Raw genomic sequence first — 17,567 nt, 5'->3', positions numbered from 1 at the left:
TGCATTGCATCTCAGTACTGAGGATTTATCTCCATGATCGAAAAAATCATCGACTATTCCGCGAGAAATCGCATCATCATCATGATGATCTTCGCCCTGATTGTCGCCGCGGGGGTCTGGGCGGTCTACAAGACGCCGGTGGACGCCATCCCGGACCTCTCCGACAACCAGGTGATCGTCTTCACCGAATATCCCGGCCGTTCCCCCCAGGTGGTGGAGGACCAGGTGACCTATCCCCTGGCGGTGAACCTCCAGGGGCTGCCGCAGGTGCGCGCCGTCCGGGCATCGAGCGCCTTCGGCTTCTCCATGATCTACGTCATCTTCGAGGACAAGGCCGATATCTACTGGGCCCGGACCCGGGTGCTGGAGCGCCTCAACTACGCCGCCTCGCTCCTGCCGTCGGGGGTGGTACCGACCCTGGGCCCCGACGGCACCGGCGTCGGCCACGTCTTCTGGTACACCCTGGAGGGGAAAGGGTATGACCTGGAGCAGCTCCGGACCCTGCAGGACTGGTTCGTCCGCTACCAGCTGAACACCGTTCCCGGCGTGGCCGAGGTGGCCTCCATCGGCGGGTTTGTCCGCGAGTACCAGATCGACCTGGACCCCAACCGGCTCTTTGCCTATAACATCAAGGTCGATCAGGTGATGGAGGCGGTGAAGCGCTCCAACAACGACGTGGGAGGGAGACTCCTGGAGCAGGCCGACGCCGAGTACCTGATCCGGGGCAAGGGGTACATCAAGTCTCCCAAGGACCTGGAGGATATCGTGGTGGGTGCCGACATGCGCGGCACCCCGGTCTATGTGAAAAACCTCGGCACCGTGCAGCTTGGGGGCGCCATCCGCCGCGGACTCCTCGACATGAACGGCCAGGGGGAGGCGGTGGGGGGCATCGTGGTCATGCGCTACGGCGAGAACGCCAAGGATGTCATCGACCGGGTGAAGGAGAAGATCACCTCCCTGGAGAAGGGGCTTCCCCCCGGCGTGAAGATCATGGTCTCCTACGACCGCTCCGACCTGATCGCGCGGGCCATCGACACCCTGAAACACTCACTGCTGGAAGAATCGGTGGTGGTCTCCCTGGTCATCCTCGCCTTCCTCCTCCACTTCCAGAGCTCCCTGGTGATCGTGCTGACCCTTCCCATCGCGGTGCTGATTTCGTTCATCACCATGAAGCTCATGGGGGTCACCTCCAACATCATGTCCCTGGGGGGGATCGCCATCGCCATCGGCGTGCTGGTGGACGCCGGGGTCATCATGGTGGAGAACTGCTACCGGCACCTCTCCGAACTGCCGCCGGAGGAGCGGAAGGAGAAGCGGCTGGAGGTGATCATCGCCAGCGCCAAGCAGGTGGGGCGCGCCATCTTCTTCTCCCTCGCCATCATCGTCCTCTCCTTCGTGCCGGTCTTCCTCCTAGAGGGGCAGGAAGGGAAGATGTTCCACCCCCTCGCCTTCACCAAGACCTTCTCCATGGTGGGGTCGGCCTTCATCGCCATTACGCTGGTGCCGGTCCTCATGTACTTCTTCATGCGGGGGAAGATGCCGCCGGAGAGCGCCAACCCGGTATCCATGTTCTTCATCCGGCTCTACTCGCCGGTGATCCGGTGGGTGCTGAAGTGGAAGAAGACCACCATCGCCCTTAACCTCGTGGCCCTGGCCATTGCCGTGCCCATGTTCATGTCGCTCGGCTCCGAGTTCATGCCGCCGCTGGACGAGGGGTCGCTCCTCTACATGCCGGTGACCCTCCCCAACGTCTCCATCACCGAGGCGAAACGGCTGATCCAGGTGCAGGACGCCATCATCAAGAGCCAGCCCGAGGTGGAGCACGTCCTCGGCAAGGTGGGACGGGCGGAGACCTCCACCGACCCGGCGCCGGTCTCCATGTTCGAGTCGATCATCATCCTGAAGCCGAAGGATAAGTGGCGACCCGGGGTCACCAAGGCCGACATCGTCTCCGAGCTGGACGCCAAGCTCCAGCAGATCGGCGTCAGAAACGGCTGGACCCAGCCGATCATCAACCGGATCAACATGCTCTCCACCGGGGTGCGGACCGATCTGGGGGTAAAGATCTTCGGCAACGACCTGAACGTCCTGAAAGACCTGGCGGTCCAGGCCGAAGGAATCCTGAAGACCGTTCCTGGCGCGGCCGACGTAGTGGCCGAGCGGGTTACCGGCGGCAACTACATCGACATCGACGTCGACCGGGAGGCCGCGGCCCGCTACGGGGTCAAGGTCGGTGACATCCAGGACGTCATCGAAACCGCCCTGGGAGGGGAGATGCTCTCCACCTCGGTGGAGGGGCGCAACCGCTTCCCGATCCGGATCCGCTACATGCGCGACTACCGGGACAGCATCCCGGCCATCCAGCGGATCCTCGTGGGGGGCATGAACGGCGCCCAGGTGCCGCTCTCGCTGGTGACGAAGCTGAAGGTCTCCACCGGCGCGCCGGAGATCAACAGCGAAGGGGGGCTGCTCCGCTCCATCGTCTTCCTCAACGTGCGGGGGCGCGACATGGGGGGCTTCGTGGGGGAGGCGAAGACGGTCCTCGAAAAGAACCTCAAGCTTCCACCGGGCTACTACGTGGCCTGGTCGGGACAGTGGGAGAACCAGGTCCGGGCCAAACAGCGCCTCCAGATCCTGGTGCCGGCGGGGATGCTGATCATCTTCATCCTCCTCTACTTCACCTTCCACTCGGCCCTGGAGGCGAGCATGGTCATGCTCTCGGTCCCCTTCGCCCTGGTGGGTGGCGTCTACCTGGTGAAGGCCCTCGGCTACAACATGTCGGTGGCGGTCTGGGTCGGTTTCATCGCCCTCTACGGCATCGCCGTGGAGACCGGGGTGGTGATGGTCATCTACCTCCACGAAGCCCTGGACAAGAAGCTGATCAACGGGCCGTGCACCGAGCAGGACATCTACGACGCCACCTTCGAGGGGGCGGTGCTGCGGCTGCGCCCCAAGCTCATGACCGTGGCGGTGGCCCTCCTCGGCCTCGTCCCGATCATGTGGTCCAGCGGCACCGGCGCCGACGTCATGAAGCCGATCGCGGCCCCCATGATCGGCGGGATGATCTCCTCGGCCATCCACGTCCTCATCATGACCCCGGTCATCTTCGTGCTGATGAAGAAACGTGACCTGAAGAAGGGGAAACTTAAGTATTCGGGAATGAAACACTGACACACTGTGGGCGCATCACATGGCGTCCCTTCACCACAAAAGACAAAGGAGAAAGAACAATGAAGAAACTCGCAGCAGTCATCGCAGTCGCAACGCTGGCCCTGGCGGCCCCCCTCGTTTCCCACGCGGAGATGGATCATAGTTCCATGAAGATGGATCACGGTTCGCACATGGAGCACAAAGGGGACATCGCCCATCAGGAAGTAGTGGACGGCGTCAAGGCCACCTTCAAGGTGATGAGCATGAAAGATCACATGAAGGCCATGAAGATGGAGATGCCCAAGGATATGAAGGAAACTCACCACATCGCCGTCGAATTCAAGGACGCCAAGTCCGGAAAGGCGCTGACGGAAGGTGAGGTGAAGGTTAAAGTCCAGGGCCCCGACAAGTCCGATCAAATGAAGGATCTTATGGGGATGCAGGGTCACTTTGGTGCCGATTTCGACCTCTCCAAGAAAGGGAAGTACGGCGTCATGGCCAAGTTCAAGCTGGCCGACGGCAAGGTGCGGAGCGCGAAGTTCTGGTATGAAGTGAAGTAAGGTGAGGGCAAAACACAAAAAGAAGGAGGAGCCCGTCATGAAAAAAATGTTTGTGGCCCTGATGGCCGTATCGCTGTTTGCCTCGGTCCCTGCCTTTGCAATGGAGCATGGCCCCTCGCATGATCAGTCAGCCGAGCAATGCGAAAAAGAATGCGAAATGCTTCTGAGGAACTGCGCCCAGGAAGTGGACAGCATCCAGCAGCGGATCGGCAAGATCCAGACAGAAATCAAGGAGAAGGGTGCAACCACCTACACTCTCGAAGAGCTCAAGACGCTTGAGAAAAAGCTCAAGGAAGCCAACGAAACACTCAAAGTTCTACAAAGGCCGCGCTAAGTCGGCTCAAGGGGGCGGCTGTCGGGCCGCCCCTTTTTCTTAGTGCCAGGAGTCCTTCATGGGAAAGATTCGCTTATTGTTGGTGGCAATCATTGTTCTGGTTGCCTTGGCCGGTTGCTCCAAGGAGCAAAAGAATGTACCGCAGAAACAGGTTCGTGTTTCGGCCACTGCGGCGTACGAAAAGTATTTCGGCACCGCTCCGACAACCGACAAGGGAACCTGCTACGCATTCGTCATCTATTTCCCCTCAGCTCGGGAACGGGGGAGGGTGGTGCCGTTTCCGTTCTTCACCTTCGACCAGAGTTCCCTCAAGAAGGTGGCCGTTGAGCGTTTGCTCGGCGGTATGGACGTGGGGAGCTATCGGGGTGAATTCCTCCAGCCGTTCGCTGCCGGAACGCGCATTCTCGGCCTTTCTGAGCAAAGTGGAGTCATCACCGTGAACTTCAGTAAGGAGATTCTTGCCTCGAAGGCCGATGCCACGATAGAAAAGGCGCTGCTCGACGCCGTTGCCCTCACCTTTTCCCAGTTCAGCGGAATCAGAGAGGTGCGGGTGCAGGTCGAAGGGAAGGAGCGCGGCGCGGTGGACGGCAGGGAGGTCGGAACGTTCCTCGGTCATGGAGGTCTGGAACGGCAACCGCTGAAACCGGAAGAAAACGTCGTCCTGTCTCCCGCCCCACCACGCCTTTTAAGCATCACCGCCATGAAGGACAAGGGAGCGAAGGAGGTCGAAGAGGTGAACGCCTTCTTCGACCGGCCGGTGGAGATCAAGGAGCTGCGGATGACCGACGGGGAGGGGAAGCTGTTCGAGGGCGAGGTCTACCATTCGGTCTTCGACATGGCGGCGGTCCTGAAGCCGAAGGAGCCGTCACTCTACAAAGCGGGGATGCCGGTGAAGGTGCGCTGGAAGGTTGTGGACAAGATCGGCCGGTCCGCTGAAGCAACCGGAGAGTTTTCGCTGGACGTGAGGGAACACTGATATAATTCTAGAGGAGACGATTGATGGGAAAAGCAGCAGTACTCGTGAGCTGCATTATACTGCTCGCCCAAGGAAGCGCCTTCGCCCATGAGGGAGAGACGCACGGGACAAAACACCATGACGCCCAGATGGTCAAGCTCCACAAGATGATGCCCATGTATGCCCAGCTTCAGGCAAAGATCAACGGAGCTCTGGGGAGGGGGGATGCCGCAACGGTTGAGATTGAGGCCGGAAAGATACTGGCGACCATTCCCGACTTGAAAAAAGCGAAGCCCCACAAGAACCTGAAAAAAATCGGCACGTTCAGGAATATGGCCGATGCTTTTGGCTTGGGGGTGACAACATCGGCGACTCTGGCGAAAAGGGGTGATATTGCGGGAGCCGCGGCTGCCTTCAGGAAAGCCGAAGAAAAGTGCAACGAGTGTCACGCCACGTTTCGGGACTGACGAGGCCCGACGGTTATCGGGCCAGGGAGGAACCATTATGGCAGAGGTCGAACAACTATCGGATAAGATTCGTAAGCGCCTTGACAGGCACCGGCACGAACTTGCGGAGAGGCAAAAGCTGATCGACAACACGATGAAGGAGATGTTGGATCAGCGTGAACGGTTCGCAACTACAGCCCATCATCTTCTGGAGTCCGTAGTTCATCCCAAATTGGCGGAGTTGGCACGACAGTTCGACAATTCCGTCGTCTCCGACCGCCATTCCGGCGCCGATTTCCACTGTGCCTGCGACTTTTCCCACACATCACGCTTTCCCGCCACCGTCACGTTTGATATTGGCCTCCTCCCGGGAGGCGCTGATGATGGATTGACGGTCCGTTCTACTCTTGAAATATTTCCCACGCTGATGGAGTACAAACGGAGTGACGAAACGAGCCTGTCGCTCGAGGGTTCTGAAGAAGCGGTTGTCAGATGGGTGGAAGAAAAGATCCTCGAATTCGTCGACACCTACCTGCGACTGGAAACCCATCCCCTCTACCAGAAAGACTATACCGTCGTGGACGTGGTCTGCGGCATGCCGATCTCGGTGACCGCTGCTCCGAGCAAGGTTGAGCAATACGGCCGTACGTTCTATTTTTGTTCGGAGCACTGCAAGGATGCCTACCTGAAGAAGGGAAAAGACATCTAGCCATGGCATGACCGGAGCGCGATTCCCAAAGGGGGGGGCTTTAGCGGAAGGCAAAAATCCGGGACGCCTTTGGCCCGGATAATGGGGATCTCTTACGGGGAAGCTGCTACTTCATGGGTTGGATCAGGCAGGCAGCGCTATCCTTTTTGGCAACGTCGCCCGGCTTCACTTCTCCCTTGACCACTTCTGCTTCGAAATAGTGCTCGCCGACATACGAAAGCACCTTTACCTCTCCGACCTCAATAACCTTTGGGTTCTTGGCTCCACCGATCTCCCGGTAGACGGTAACAACATCGTTGAGACAAATCTCCTTCTTCACGTCGGCGGTGCCGCTGTGGAAGAGATGGACCTTGTTGCCCACCTTCATCACCACCTGGCTCTTCACCTTCTTGTCGGCGGCACCAGCGATGAGGGGCGCCATTACAAATACAGACAAAATGACCATTCCGACTGCTGTAGCGAGTCTTCGCATGTGATTCTCCTTTCTTCGCACCGGATGAAAATCTTTTCTCAACCGCCTTCTGGACGCTCCTTGCTATTACCTCCTTTCCATGGACATCGCCTCGCGATGTAGGGATATTTTAAATGATAGCAGGGTGCTCACCCGGAACAACATCACCCTCCCTCCCCCGATTTCCCACCGCTGACCGCCGGCCGCCCGAAACCGCGCAGGATTGAGTCCACCAGTTCATCCATCCGCTGCTCCTGTCTGCGCCGCGCCTCTCGATCCGGGGTGACGGAGGGGAGAGCGGATTCATCGACCGTTGCCTTCGCTAAGACTGCAGTTCCCTTGCCTCCCGGCCAAACTTCGTAGTGGACATGGGGGCCGGTGGACCGGCCTGTGTTGCCTGACAGTGCGATGACTGCCCCGGCTTCCAGTTCCTCTCCAAGACGGACTTTCAGGGCTGAGTTGTGCCCGTAGAGGGTTTTGTCGCCACCATCATGCTCAACGATGACGGTCAGCCCATGACCGCCGTGGATTCCCGCATGAACGACGCGCCCTCTGCGGGTAACCCGAACCGGCGTCCCCTCGGGAGCCGCGATGTCGATTCCCCGGTGAAAGACGAGCTTGCCGCTCCCGAAGGGATCGACCCGCCACCCCACTCCCGAGGTGACCGGCCCATTCACCGGCAGGTCCAAGTCGGCCCGGACCGCGGCGGGAATAAGGGCCAAGAGAGCGAGGGAGGCGATCACGTTGAAGGTTACGCGTGGCACCATTTTTCGTCCCCACGACCGGCCGGGGCCAGATGAAACGAGTCCCGTCATGCTACTGATCCTGGAAGAGTACGGTGCTGAGGTACCGCTCGCCGGTGTCGGGAAGCACGACAACGACTCTCTTCCGCTTGTTTTGGGAACGCTTCGCTACCTCCAAAGCGGCAAAAGCCGCCGCTCCGGCAGAGATCCCCACAAGCAGGCCCTCTTCACGGGCCAATCGACGGGCGGTTTTCAGTGCTTCTTCATTTCTCACCGTAAAGATTTCGTCGATAACTTCCTGGTTAAGCACCTCCGGCACAAAACCGGCGCCGATCCCCTGGATTTTGTGGGGGGCGGGCTGGCCACCGGAAAGGACCGGAGAGTCGAAGGGCTCCACAGCAATAATTTTCACTTCCGGGTTACGCTTTTTAAGAACCTCGCCGACACCGGTTATGGTTCCGCCCGTTCCGACTCCGGCCACAAAAATGTCGACCTTGCCGTCGGTGTCCGCCCAGATCTCCTCGGCGGTGGTGAAGCGGTGAATGTGGGGGTTCGCCGGGTTTCGGAACTGTTGGGGGATAAACGAGTTGGCTATCTCGCCGGCCAGTTCCTCGGCCTTCTTGATCGCCCCCTTCATCCCTTCCGCTCCAGGTGTGAGGACCAATTCGGCACCATAAGCCCTGAGGAGATTACGCCTCTCAATGCTCATGGTCTCGGGCATGGTCAGGATCAGGCGATAACCTTTTGCGGCGCAGACGAAAGCAAGAGCAATTCCTGTGTTGCCGCTGGTCGGTTCGATGATAACCGTATCCTTCGTGATGAGTCCATGAGACTCCGCATCGCGGATCATGAAAAAGCCGATCCGGTCCTTGACGCTGCCGCCAGGATTGAACGACTCGAGCTTCGCGACCACGTCAGCCTCGAGCCCCGCGGTCATTTTGTGGAGACGCAGAAGTGGGGTCCTGCCGATGAGGTCAGTGAGATTGTTGTGGATGTTTGCCATGTGTCGAATTCCCCTCTCAGTGGTGCTAAATCAGTGTGAGTGTCCGCTATGGGGCGTTTCGGCTGTTGCATCGTATGAATCGTAATGCCCCATGTGCTCTGCGGGCATGAACGCCATACATCCAGACACGAGAAAAGAGCCTGTGATGATTGCCATCATTACCAGTAGTGTTTTCATTTCATCTCCTTGAAAAGAGGTATTAGCAGTGTCTTTGGCAGTCGTAGTTGTGTTGCATCAGTAGTGAACAGATTTTCTGTGCTCCCTTGTGAGCCATAGTGGCCGCCGGATGAGTCAACGTCAGTCCGAGGACCAGCGCCGATAGGGCCGCGAACTTGAGAAAAAGCATTTTGTTCAGGATTCCAGACGAGACTTCTTCAGCTTTGATGTTCATTTCTGAATTCTCCTTTACTGTTGATATGGCTAGTGTGAGTGACCTCCGCCAGAGCCGCCATGGTTCCCCGAACCGTACTGGGGTCTGTCGTAGTCGGCAGGGTGGTCAAAGTACTTGCCGTCGAGAAAGTCGACAACAGCGCATCCGGACAGAAGCGCTACTATTCCCGCGACGGCGAGCATCAGAGCAGGTTTTCTCATGCTGGTCTCCTTTGCCTTGGTAAGTAGATAAAGCGCCATGCAACACATTAATTTACTAACTGAGAAGGATGAAAAAATGGCGCACTCCGAAGAAGGAGTAATAACTGAGTGCGCCCATAGCAACAGTCTCTGCCCTGCGGACCTTCTGCTCCAAAAAAGTCCCGATTTGGAATTTACAATTGTTAGCAACGATCGGGCCACTTCGTTTTGGGCTGAAATAATAGTTGGTTACGCCAAAATAGATTTTATTGCGGCAAGCTGAATCAAGAAAAATCTACACCTACTGTTGAATTTTGAACACAATCAACTCCAAAATTCCTGCTGGAGTTGTATTTATTTATAGGTGGATTATTTGTTGTTTAATCAATTTAGATATACGAGTCTTTGCGTGTGCAATCTGTCCCACATGTAACTGTATAATAGTACGCACTTGGTGTTGATTATTCTCCAGTTAGAGCCAGTTAAGCGCTCAACAAAATGAGAATGGTTAGTAATTCAGGTGTGTTGCTAGCTTGGTACACCTCTTGTAAAAATTAGACAACAGGAGCGGCAGGCTGAGAGGCGAGGAGCATACGAAATAAAACGATTGATACTTGCTTCATAGTGGCATGCGCAGTTGTTCTTGACACCCCGGCTTACTTGAACGCGGTTAAAGCCATGCCCGCTGGGCCTCAACGAACCACCGAAAAGGAGGAACCATGGACCCGCTTGACAGCGCCATGATGATTAACAGTTCGGCTCTTCTCGCCGAACGGACGCGGATGAATCTGATTTCGAGCAACCTCGCTAATGCCAACTCCACACGCACTGCCGAGGGAGGGCCGTATCGCCGCAAAGATGCGGTATTCGCCGCCACTCCGCCGGATGCCGGTCGCTTTGCGGCAATGCTTGATGGCATGCGGAAAGGGAACGCCCGCGGCGTGCAGGTCGTTCAGGTAGTTGAGGATACCAACCCTCCGCAGTTGCGCCATGACCCGACCCATCCGGACGCCAATCCCCAGGGATACGTGGCATTTCCGAACGTGAACGTCGTTGAGGAAATGGCCGACATGATGACGGCCACCCGGGCCTATGAGGCCAACGTCACCGCCATGAAGGCCGGCATGGACATGCAGATGAAGACTCTCCAACTCGGCAGCAAGTAATGAGGGTGCGACTCTTCCTGCCGTCAAGAGGAGCAAGCGTGTCGTCTCAAATGTTACTCCGGGCCATGACGAGGGGATGCCGGTGAAGGTGCGCTGGCAGGTTGTGGACAAGGTCGGCCGGTCCGCTGAAGCAACCGGAGAGTTTTCGTTGGACGTGAAGGAACACTGACAACGATTCGGAACATGACATACGCACCGTTATGGCCGCTTACCCCGAAAAAACGGAAACAGCCCCATCAGCGCCAGAAGCCCCCAGATAAACGCATGGGCACAAATAAACAGTTTTAAAATAAATTCAGTCACTTCATGTAGCCTTCGTCATTTCCCATCACGGCGGCACTGCTCCGCCCATGCGCCAACGTATCGCATCAGCACCCCTCACTTCACAATCACCGTGCAGGTCATCCCTGCGGCCAAGGGGACGTTTTTCGGTATCTGGTCTATCTTGACCCGCACCGGCACCCGCTGCGCAAGCCGTACCCAGTTGAAAACCGGGTTGACGTCAGAGAGGAGTTCGCGGCTCGTGGGATTGTCGCGGTCGGAGATGCCGCGTGCCAGGCTCTCGATCCGCCCCTTCAGAACAGGAGCGTCGCCCAGAAGCCTGATCTCCACCCGATCACCCTGGTGCAGCAGATGGAGTTTGGTCTCTTCGAAGTAGCCGTAGACCCAGAACGAATTCTTGTCGATCACCGCCAGCTTCGCATCCCCTGCCGATGCAAAATCACCGGTATGCACGTTCAGGTTGGTGATGAAGCCGTCCACCGGCGAACGCACCGCGGTACGGCTGAGGTTCAGTTTTGCCGTTTCCGCCGCCACCTGGGCCTCCTGATAGAGCGCCGCGGCCGCATCGGCCTGGGAGCGGGCGTTTTCACGGATTTCGGCAGAAACCACCACGTTTTCCAGTTGCGCACGCCGCTCGGCCTCCTGCTGCCGCATCGCCATCTCCGCCTTACGGGCCGCAAGAGCGGCGTTGGCCTTGTCCAGCGCCAGCCGGTAGCGCTCCCGGTCCACCGTGAACAGCAGCTCTCCCTTGTGAACGAGTTGGTTATCCTTCACCGCCACGTGCACGACAATGCCGGAAACATCGGCCGCCACCTTGATCACGTCGGCGCGGACCCGTCCGTCCCGGGTCCACGAAGAGTTCATGTAGCGATTCCACAACCCCCTGCTGAGCAGTACGGCCAGCGCAAGAATGGTGATGGTACAGACAAAACGAAATACGATCCTGAGTTTCACGGGTAAACCTCTTCCTGAAAATGAATGCGAGCGTGGGACGGTGCTCGTCCTAGCGGAGCACCAGCAGGCCACTCGCGCCGAAGATGCAGATAAAGACGCTGAGCCGGAACAGTGGCGGATGCCAGACATGTCGATAGAGACCGCATCGTCCCATGACTCGGTCCAGCAGCGTCTGGAGAACGACACTCCCCAGAAAAACGAGAAACAGGGTCGGCACCAGTGCGTCAAGCAGGGCGAATTCACGCGGCATGGGAAGTTCCTCCTGAAAAGATGGTCGAGGGAGCGGCAACCGGAACAGACGGCATCATTTCTTCGTCCAGCAGCGCGGTTCGGATGAGATGGAGTGAGGTCAGCACGCGCCGCAGGACACTCCGGGTATGTCCGCAACACGACGCCGACTCTGTTTCGCGGTGGATCGATTCAATGGCATCTGTCACGCAGCCAATGGCAGCGTCCCGGTGATGGACGGACGGCCTCCTGAAGAGCCGCGCGGTCGCATCGATACATTCCTGCACCCTGTCGGTCAACGGCTGCGGCATCGGGACGGAGTCGGCATCGTGCCGCAGATGAATGACGGCGTGACCGATCTCGATGACCGGAAACATCCACGTCAGCCGGCATTGGTCGCGCGTATTCCCGACCAGTCGAATCGACGCCAGCCGGTGCAACACGTCATGGGTGCCGCTTTCAAAGCGATGGGCAAGGCCTGCAAGCGGGTCGTCGCAGGCCATGATCACCTGGTGGCGAAGCTGGCGGGCCAGGCGGCGCCTGAACCAGGCACCGTTTGTCGGCACGATCGTCTTGAACATGATCCCGGCCGCAGCTATTCCCATGATCGTTGCCATGCCGTCATTGACGAAGTCGACGGGGTCGAACTGCATCGGGTTGCCCGGAGACACCATGAGGCTGAAGGAAATCGCGAAGCCGACACCGATTCCGGCCAGGTTCGGGCGGGTGGCGAGGTAGGCCCCGGCCATCAGAAAGGGGGCCATGCCTGCACTGAGGAGCACGTATCCGTCCAGAAACGGCATGACCAGAAACTTGAAGATGAGAGCCGCAATGAAGCCACCGATGAAGCCGGTCACCATCTGGCTGACCGAGCGGGGCGGATCAGGAGCCGTGGCGAAGAGGGCGCTCACAATGGCGACGTTCATGAGGGCGCTGCTCCCATAGGGCCACGCTGAGGCGATCCAGAAGGCCCCCAGCAGCACGATGGCGACGAACGCCCTTCCTCCCGACAGCAGGGCGATCATGGGGTCGGTGCGCACCGCGAAACGGACGTCGTCGGGAGGCCGCGGTCCCTGCACCTCCGTCGGCAGGCTGGCGTAGGTCCTGGTGTACGCGTGCAGTTCCCGCACGAAGCGATGCAGGAGCTCCACCGCGGTGTCGAAATCCATCATGGTCTGGCGGTCGGGCATGCCAGAGACGGCGGGCCGCACCTCCTCTATGCGGCGCGACAACACCACCCGAAAGGCGGCAATCCTCCGCGCCGCTCCCTGGGCCGCTTCGGCGGTCTGCGGAACCTTTTCTCCGGTGACCAGGGTCTCGCCGAGGGATTGGTAGAGCGCAGTCAATGCCCGGCCTGCCGGGGTGGCGCTCCTTGTCAGCCGCTTCATGAGCTGATGAAAGGAATGGAAGGTGGTGCAGGCCGCCATAAATTCGCTGTTGAGCTTGCGGAGCGTGAAGTCGCGCGCACGGACTTCCGGGTCTTCCAGAATGGCCGCGGTGCGGATCGACTCGAGATTGACCACGTTGCCGACCAGTTGCAGCCGCATCGTTTCGAGCTCACGGGGTCCCACGGCACCGGAGAGCGACGCACGAATGAATGCCGTCAATTCCGTGTAGCGGTTTCGGACGTTTTTCGTAATGGCATCAGAGAGGCGATGGGGGAAGATGATATCACTGAAGACGCCGGCACAGAGGATGCCGAGGGTGACTTCGGTGAGCCGGGTGACGGCCATGGGGAAAAACGCCGTGGGCTGCATGGCGGCGGGGAGTCCTATTATGGCAGCCGTATATCCTGCCAGCACGAAGCCGTATGATTTGAAGTTGCGATAGAACGCGGCTCCCGCGGTGCAGAGGCCGATCCACAGCGCCAACCCGAGTATGAAGAGTTCCCGCTCCTGCGCGAACAGTCCCACCAGCATAAGGCTCGCTACGGTCCCAGCCAGTGTGCCGCCGATACGGTAGAGGCTCTTCGCCAGAACCAGGCCGGTTTGCGGTTGCATGACCACAAAGACCGTTATCATGGCGGTACGCGGCAGGTCGAGTTCGAGCCGCATGGCTATTCCCATGGCAAGCAGAGCGGCCAGGGTGGTCTTGAGGACGAATACCCAGTTCGGGCCTTCCGTTTTTCCCCATGTTACGGCTTCCTGCCATAGCGCGGTCAGCCACCACTTCGGGTTATAGACGCTGGAATCGGTCATTTTCGGGCTCCTGCCGGTGCCGGCATTCCTCGTGCCGGCCCCGGCATCCCTGGGTCAAAAAAATCTGGCTCTGGAACAAAACTAGCGGTGGCAGCACTCCACAATGTCATGCCGCATGGCGACGGCATTGATCTTTCCCTGAATTTCCTTAATTTCAGACTCAAGCGCATTTATTTTTCCATAGTCAGGACCGGAAAAGGCGCTCGCCTCGCTGACCGTGTAAATGTTTTCGTTGCTCAGTTCCGTTTCCTTGGCTTTCAACGTCCTGTTCAACTCGGCTGTCTCCTGGGTGAACTCCCTGAACGCCTGCCTGTCGCCGCAGTAGGAGGGTGAATCTGCGGCCGACACGGGCAATACGGCGAATGAGGCCATCCATGCTGCCACTGCAATTGTCGCGGTTAGATTTTTTTTCATCGTCTTTCTCCTTGTTTTATAGAGTTCTCGCGCAAATCTGCGCGAAGAGGCTGGCATGGGGAGATACCCATGCGGGGCAAGATCAATGCTGCCCTTCTTCTGACACCGGGGGCGCCGTAACCGGTACTCCCCCCCGACCGCCTGCATCAAGGCGGTATAGGCATCGAGAAAGCGGGCTTCAACGAGCGATTTGCGCTCTGCTTCAACGAGGGTCTGATTCTGGGCGTTGAGGACGTTGAGATAGTCGGTGAGGCCGCCGCGAAACGCCTGCAACGCTATGTCGTAAGCCCGGTGGGCCAAGGCGTCGGAGGTGCTGGACTCGGTGCGCTGTATTTCCAGCGACCGCAAGGTCACTACCTGATTGGCCACCTCTTCCAACGCCTTGATCAGGGTGGCGTTATACGACTCAACGGCAATATCATAGTCGGCGGTGGAGACGCCGAGCTCGCTGCGCAGTCGCCCCCCTTCAAAGATCGGCAGGGATATGGCCGGTCCAAACCCTTTTATCAGCGATCCCGGCGACAGGAATTGGGCAAACCCCAGAGACTGCCACCCGACGAACGCCGAGAGGTTGATGTTGGGATAAAATGCCGCTTTGGCCACCTCGATACCTTGTGCGGCAGCCTCAACCCGCCAGCGCTGCGCCACCACATCGGGCCGCCGTCCCAGAAGGTCTGCGGGAAGGGCCGCCGGAAGCCGGATCGGCAGGTCGAAGGAGAGGGATGGCCGGTGGATCTTTTCCCCATCGCCAGGCCCCTTTCCCATAAGTGAGCTCAACTGATTGCGCAGGAGGTCGATGGATTCGGACAGCTTCTCGATTTCCGCCCGGGCAGCCGGCAGCGGCGTTTCGGCCTGCCTCAGGTCGAGCTCGGTCGCCAGCCCCGCCCCCAGACGCTTCCGCGTGATGTCAAGGATATCCTGGCGCTGTCGCAGGGTCGCCTCGGCGACGTCCTTCAGCACGAACTGGAGCGACAACTGCACATAGGTCCGGACCACGGCGGTCTCCAGGGCAAGCCGCACCTCCTGCGCCTCGGTGGTGGCCATCTGCACGTAATCCAGCGCCGCGGCAAGAGCGCTGCGGTTCTTCCCCCAGAGGTCGAGGTCATACACGAAATCAAGCGTAGCCTGGTTGTTCCACGCCCAATTGCCCGCGTACGGCGGCGGAATGAACTGATGCTCGGAGAACTGCTCGCGGGTGAAGACGGCGCCCGCCTGAACGGAAGGAAACAGTCCCGACCGGGCAACGCCACTGATGGCCTGGACCTTCGCGATGCGGGCCTGCGCAATGCGGATGGTCGGATTCCCTGACGTTGCCTCCGCGACCAGACGGTCAAGCTGCGGGTCGGCATAGGCCGTCCACCACTGCTGCGACGGCCAGACGGCCGGCTGATGGGTGGCCGACGTCAGTGCGCTGCCGGTGTTCAGGTGGTTGGGATCGAGCAGGTGGGCATGCGGCGAGATGTCGCTCGGGAAACTGGCACAGCCACCAAGTACCAGTACCAGCGCCATGTGCAAAAAGGTAAATACCTTGCGCTTCGTTCGATAGGTAGACAGATTGTTGCCATGTAATTCGGTTTGATAGTTCATTGAGTCAGATAAAAACAATAACGCCTTAAGAAAGTGGGCTCACCATAGCAACAATAATGACAGTGGCCGGAACCGGTGCTACCGGCTGTCCGGCCACATGCCACAGGCAGCTCATTAGTTGTTGAGAATGGCAGCCAGAATCGATTGATAGCTGTCCTGTTTCGAAGCCAGCGTTTTCAATTCTTCAGCGGTATATACCGACGAACCTTTTTGCAGTTCGTTGTGCAGCTTCGACATTTTTTCCTGAATGCTGTCATTCTGCACCGAAGTGCAGTTTGCGGAATTCAGAAGACAAAGGTCTTTGCCTGCACTGGCCTTGAGGTCTGCTGCAGAGACCACGAACGGAGCTGATAAAGCCACGGCGATGAGCGTTGAAAGAATCTTTTTCATTTTTTTCTCCCTGTGAGGTTTCGTTTCGTACGGTCAAGAGTCGAACTGTTTCAGATTATGGCTGCCTGCTGCGTCACGTGAATTTCATTGGCTTCCCCTTTCTTATTCTTGTTCTACTGATGATTGATATGACAAATTTATGTCTTAAAAATATGTTGTATCAATAATTGATACAACAAGTATTGCGCCCAAAAAAATCAGCCCAGGTTTTGCAGGACCCGGTTGAGCATCGCCTTCAGCGACTCGATTTCAAGGTCCGTAAACCCCTTGGCCACCTTGTCCTTGACCGTGAAGACGAGCGGATACGCTTCCTGCACGATTCGTTTTCCTTCGTCCGTCAAATAGATGAGATAGGCCCGCCTGTCGTTAAGGGCGTCCACGCGCTGAACCCATCCCTTCTTGACGAGCTTGTCAAGAATGCGGGTCGTATTCGCCTGATCCTTGAGGAGTTTCTCGGCCAGCTCTTTCTGGTTGAGACCATCCTGCTCCCATAGGCGGGCCAATACCCCCCACTGCTCACTGGTGATGTCCAGGTGCTTGAGCTCTCTGCCAATCTGGCATCTGAGCTTGTTGACCACCTTCACCAGGTTGAAGTCCAGCGAATTGTCTAATCTTGGTTCCCCTTGCTTCCACATGATTTAACAATAATTGATATGACAATTAAATGTCAAGAGGTAATTCACCTATTGATCGCTCTCACAGAGGTGGCGGCGCCGGTGATTCCACCACCAGCGGGGGCGAGCCGGACACCTTTTCTTGACACTCCTGTCGTGGTGGTGGTAGGTTGCCAAATGCAAACCAAGCATTGTGGAGGGCGCCGATGGAAAATCTCACACCCCGGCAGAAAGAAGTTCTGGCGTTTCTTGGAAGCTATCTTGCCCGGCACGGGTATCCTCCGACCATGAGGGATATCGCCGCTCATCTGCGGATCAACGGCACGCTCGGGGTGATGAAGCACCTCGCCGCCCTTGAGAAAAAGGGGTATATCCGCAGGGCAGCCGGCAACTCGCGGGGGATATCCCTCATGGCCCCCGGGGCCCAGCCTGTGTCGCTGCCGGTCGTGGGGGTGGTGCGGGCCGGGATGCTTCAGCCGGCCATCGAAGATGTCGAAGGGTATCTCGCCATCGACGAGGCCCAGTTGAAAGGAGGCACATTCTTTCTGCGGGTGAAGGGGGACTCCATGGTGAATGCCGCCATCCTCGACGGCGACCTGGCGCTGATCCGCCCCCAGCCCACCGCGAACAATCACGACATCGTCGTCGCCATGGTCGACGGCGAGGCGACCCTGAAGGCGTTCTACCGGGAACCGGGGCAGATCCGCCTCCAGCCCCGCAATCCGAACATGGAGCCGATCATCGTCCGGGAAGGGGAGGGCGATGTTGCGATTGTCGGCAAGGTCGTCGGCATCTTCCGGACCCTGGAATGAG

At 58.3% G+C, this 17,567-nt stretch carries 19 protein-coding genes; 8 read left to right on the top strand and 11 right to left on the bottom strand.

The window, feature by feature from the left end; genetic code table 11:
* Window positions 1-33: 33 nt before the first annotated feature.
* Genes GPICK_RS09290 through GPICK_RS09265 form a run of 6 tightly spaced genes read left to right on the top strand, consistent with a single transcriptional unit; the run spans window position 34 to window position 6,154 of the window.
* Window positions 34-3,171, top strand: a complete 3,138-nt coding sequence (locus GPICK_RS09290) for an efflux RND transporter permease subunit (protein ID WP_039742516.1) — start codon at window positions 34-36, stop codon at window positions 3,169-3,171.
* Window positions 3,172-3,230: 59 nt separating this feature from the next.
* Window positions 3,231-3,710, top strand: a complete 480-nt coding sequence (locus tag GPICK_RS09285) for a hypothetical protein (protein ID WP_039742514.1) — start codon at window positions 3,231-3,233, stop codon at window positions 3,708-3,710.
* Window positions 3,711-3,747: 37 nt separating this feature from the next.
* On the top strand, window positions 3,748-4,044 hold the full coding sequence (locus tag GPICK_RS09280; RefSeq protein ID WP_039742512.1) for a hypothetical protein: 297 nt from the start codon (window positions 3,748-3,750) through the stop codon (window positions 4,042-4,044).
* A gap of 58 nt (window positions 4,045-4,102) precedes the next feature.
* On the top strand, window positions 4,103-5,020 hold the full coding sequence (locus tag GPICK_RS09275; protein ID WP_039742511.1) for a GerMN domain-containing protein: 918 nt from the start codon (window positions 4,103-4,105) through the stop codon (window positions 5,018-5,020).
* Between the two features lie 23 nt (window positions 5,021-5,043).
* Window positions 5,044-5,466: a cytochrome C gene (locus GPICK_RS09270; protein ID WP_236685522.1), complete on the top strand. Its 423-nt coding sequence runs from the start codon at window positions 5,044-5,046 to the stop codon at window positions 5,464-5,466.
* Window positions 5,467-5,503: 37 nt separating this feature from the next.
* Window positions 5,504-6,154 carry a YHS domain-containing protein gene (locus tag GPICK_RS09265; protein ID WP_039742509.1) on the top strand — a complete coding sequence of 217 codons (651 nt, stop codon included), beginning with the start codon at window positions 5,504-5,506 and terminating at the stop codon, window positions 6,152-6,154.
* A 106-nt stretch (window positions 6,155-6,260) separates the two neighbouring features.
* Here GPICK_RS09265 and GPICK_RS09260 read toward each other — a convergent pair whose 3' ends face one another.
* From GPICK_RS09260 to GPICK_RS17500, 5 genes are all read right to left on the bottom strand, one after another.
* A complete protein-coding gene (locus GPICK_RS09260; protein WP_236685521.1) occupies window positions 6,261-6,575 on the bottom strand; it encodes a hypothetical protein in 315 nt (104 codons plus the stop codon).
* A gap of 194 nt (window positions 6,576-6,769) precedes the next feature.
* Window positions 6,770-7,372 (bottom strand): M23 family metallopeptidase, encoded by a 603-nt coding sequence (locus tag GPICK_RS09255; protein ID WP_039745589.1) that lies wholly within the window; start codon window positions 7,370-7,372, stop codon window positions 6,770-6,772.
* A gap of 49 nt (window positions 7,373-7,421) precedes the next feature.
* Window positions 7,422-8,351, bottom strand: a complete 930-nt coding sequence (gene cysK, locus GPICK_RS09250; protein WP_039742507.1) for a cysteine synthase A — start codon at window positions 8,349-8,351, stop codon at window positions 7,422-7,424.
* A 199-nt stretch (window positions 8,352-8,550) separates the two neighbouring features.
* On the bottom strand, window positions 8,551-8,742 hold the full coding sequence (locus GPICK_RS09245; RefSeq protein ID WP_039742506.1) for a hypothetical protein: 192 nt from the start codon (window positions 8,740-8,742) through the stop codon (window positions 8,551-8,553).
* A gap of 29 nt (window positions 8,743-8,771) precedes the next feature.
* On the bottom strand, window positions 8,772-8,942 hold the full coding sequence (locus tag GPICK_RS17500; protein ID WP_158414171.1) for a hypothetical protein: 171 nt from the start codon (window positions 8,940-8,942) through the stop codon (window positions 8,772-8,774).
* A gap of 698 nt (window positions 8,943-9,640) precedes the next feature.
* Here GPICK_RS17500 and flgC point away from each other — a divergent pair.
* Window positions 9,641-10,087, top strand: a complete 447-nt coding sequence (flgC, locus tag GPICK_RS09240; protein WP_039742505.1) for a flagellar basal body rod protein FlgC — start codon at window positions 9,641-9,643, stop codon at window positions 10,085-10,087.
* 378 nt (window positions 10,088-10,465) lie between these two features.
* On the opposite strand, the gene GPICK_RS09235 is transcribed toward flgC, so the two are convergent.
* From GPICK_RS09235 to GPICK_RS09210, 6 genes are all read right to left on the bottom strand, one after another.
* The gene (locus GPICK_RS09235) at window positions 10,466-11,323 is read right to left on the bottom strand and encodes an efflux RND transporter periplasmic adaptor subunit (protein ID WP_039742504.1); all 858 of its coding nucleotides are present in this window, start codon (window positions 11,321-11,323) and stop codon (window positions 10,466-10,468) included.
* 49 nt (window positions 11,324-11,372) lie between these two features.
* Window positions 11,373-11,573, bottom strand: coding sequence for a DUF1656 domain-containing protein (locus GPICK_RS09230; protein WP_039742501.1), 201 nt, complete (start codon window positions 11,571-11,573; stop codon window positions 11,373-11,375).
* Window positions 11,563-13,749, bottom strand: a complete 2,187-nt coding sequence (locus GPICK_RS09225) for an FUSC family protein (protein ID WP_039742498.1) — start codon at window positions 13,747-13,749, stop codon at window positions 11,563-11,565. Before GPICK_RS09225 ends, GPICK_RS09230 begins: the two co-directional genes overlap by 11 nt.
* A gap of 81 nt (window positions 13,750-13,830) precedes the next feature.
* A complete protein-coding gene (locus tag GPICK_RS09220; RefSeq protein ID WP_201773192.1) occupies window positions 13,831-15,750 on the bottom strand; it encodes an efflux transporter outer membrane subunit in 1,920 nt (639 codons plus the stop codon).
* Between the two features lie 114 nt (window positions 15,751-15,864).
* A complete protein-coding gene (locus GPICK_RS09215) occupies window positions 15,865-16,140 on the bottom strand; it encodes a hypothetical protein (RefSeq protein ID WP_039742495.1) in 276 nt (91 codons plus the stop codon).
* A gap of 197 nt (window positions 16,141-16,337) precedes the next feature.
* Window positions 16,338-16,775 carry a MarR family winged helix-turn-helix transcriptional regulator gene (locus GPICK_RS09210; RefSeq protein ID WP_039742493.1) on the bottom strand — a complete coding sequence of 146 codons (438 nt, stop codon included), beginning with the start codon at window positions 16,773-16,775 and terminating at the stop codon, window positions 16,338-16,340.
* 185 nt (window positions 16,776-16,960) lie between these two features.
* On the opposite strand from GPICK_RS09210, the gene lexA reads away from it, so the two are divergent.
* Window positions 16,961-17,566: a transcriptional repressor LexA gene (gene lexA / locus GPICK_RS09205; RefSeq protein ID WP_039742491.1), complete on the top strand. Its 606-nt coding sequence runs from the start codon at window positions 16,961-16,963 to the stop codon at window positions 17,564-17,566.
* Window position 17,567 lies beyond the last annotated feature (1 nt).

Source organism: Geobacter pickeringii (assembly GCF_000817955.1).
In the GTDB taxonomy this organism is placed as follows: domain Bacteria; phylum Desulfobacterota; class Desulfuromonadia; order Geobacterales; family Geobacteraceae; genus Geobacter; species Geobacter pickeringii.
The sequence above is the reverse complement of the archived record's forward strand: the minus strand, read 5'-3'. Positions and strand labels throughout refer to the sequence as shown.